The 1301-nt window shown below is 38.9% G+C and carries 2 protein-coding genes; both read left to right on the forward strand.

Translation table 11 applies throughout. The annotated features are described in order from the left end of the window. Window positions 1–112 precede the first annotated feature (112 nt). Window positions 113–805, forward strand: a complete 693-nt coding sequence (locus tag PX636_RS08225; protein ID WP_288116710.1) for a Uma2 family endonuclease — start codon at window positions 113–115, stop codon at window positions 803–805. A gap of 115 nt (window positions 806–920) precedes the next feature. Then, window positions 921–1301 (forward strand): carotenoid oxygenase family protein (locus PX636_RS08230; RefSeq protein WP_288116711.1); only part of this gene is annotated, 381 nt, incomplete at its 3' end.

Below are 1301 nucleotides of genomic sequence, written 5' to 3' on the forward strand. Positions count from 1 at the left end.
AGCAAGTTTACAATTAGAACAGGAGCGTCTTAAAGCTGAGCGTTTAGCTGAATATATCCGTTCTCTGGGAATTAATCCCGAGACTTTATGAATATTGAAAGGAGCAGAAATTATGACCTTTATACCAGCTATTGATCCAGATATTGAATACCCCGATAGTGACGGTAAACCCATGGCCGATAATACCGAACAATACGAATGGATCGTGAAGATTAAAGAAAACCTTGAGATTCTCTTTGCTAATTCTCCTAACGTTTTTATTGCGGGGGATTTGCTCTGGTATCCCGTCCAAGATAAAAAAATTACCGGACCAGTTGCTCCCGATGTTATGGTAGTATTTGGTCGTCCGAAAGGAAGAAGGGGTTCCTATAAACAATGGCAAGAAGATAACATCGCTCCTCAAGTGGTCTTTGAAATTCTCTCCCCTTCTAATAGTTTAGAAGAAATGGAGCGAAAACTCCTCTTTTATCAACGTTATGGAGTGGAAGAATACTATCTCTATGATCCGGATTCTCATAATTTTCAAGGATGGTTGAGACAGGAAGGACTATTAAGTTCTATACCTGAGATTAAGGGATGGGTTAGTCCTCGGTTAAATATCCGATTTGAATTGAGAGAAGATGAGTTAGAAATTTATAGTTTAGATGGTCAGAAATTTTTGACTTCTATCGAATTATCTCAAAGGTTAGAACAAGAGCGTCTTAAAGCTGAACAAGCAAGTTTACAATTAGAACAAGAGCGTCTTAAAGCTGAACGTTTAGCTGAATATATCCGTTATCTGGGAATTGATCCCGATACTTTATAATGACATAATTGATCGGTTGTGGTGAATACTAATTAACTGGTAAACTGCCTAAGTTATCGTCATTGAACCTAGCCTAGGGCTATACTTAACTATGTAATCAGTAAAAAACAAATCTATGAAAGCTTGGGCAAAATCTTTAGAAAAACCAGCAGTGGAATTTTCTGAAACGCAATTAACCTTATTATCGGGGAAAATTCCTGACGGATTGCGGGGTAGTCTCTATCGCAATGGTCCGGGGAGATTAGAAAGAGGTAAGCAGAAAGTTGGTCATTGGTTTGACGGAGATGGGGCAGTTTTAGCTGTACATTTTCATGATAAGGGAGTCAGTGCCACCTATCGTTATGTCCAGACTGCCGGTTATCAGCAAGAAAGTGCCGCTAATCAATATTTATTTCCTAATTATGGCATGAATGCCCCCGGCTTCTTTTGGAATAATTGGGGAAAAGAGGTAAAAAATGCCGCTAATACCTCGGTGTTAGCTTTACCCGATAAATTA

Origin of the sequence: Microcystis sp. M53598_WE2, assembly GCF_030067735.1 — a bacterium.
GTDB lineage: Bacteria > Cyanobacteriota > Cyanobacteriia > Cyanobacteriales > Microcystaceae > Microcystis > Microcystis aeruginosa.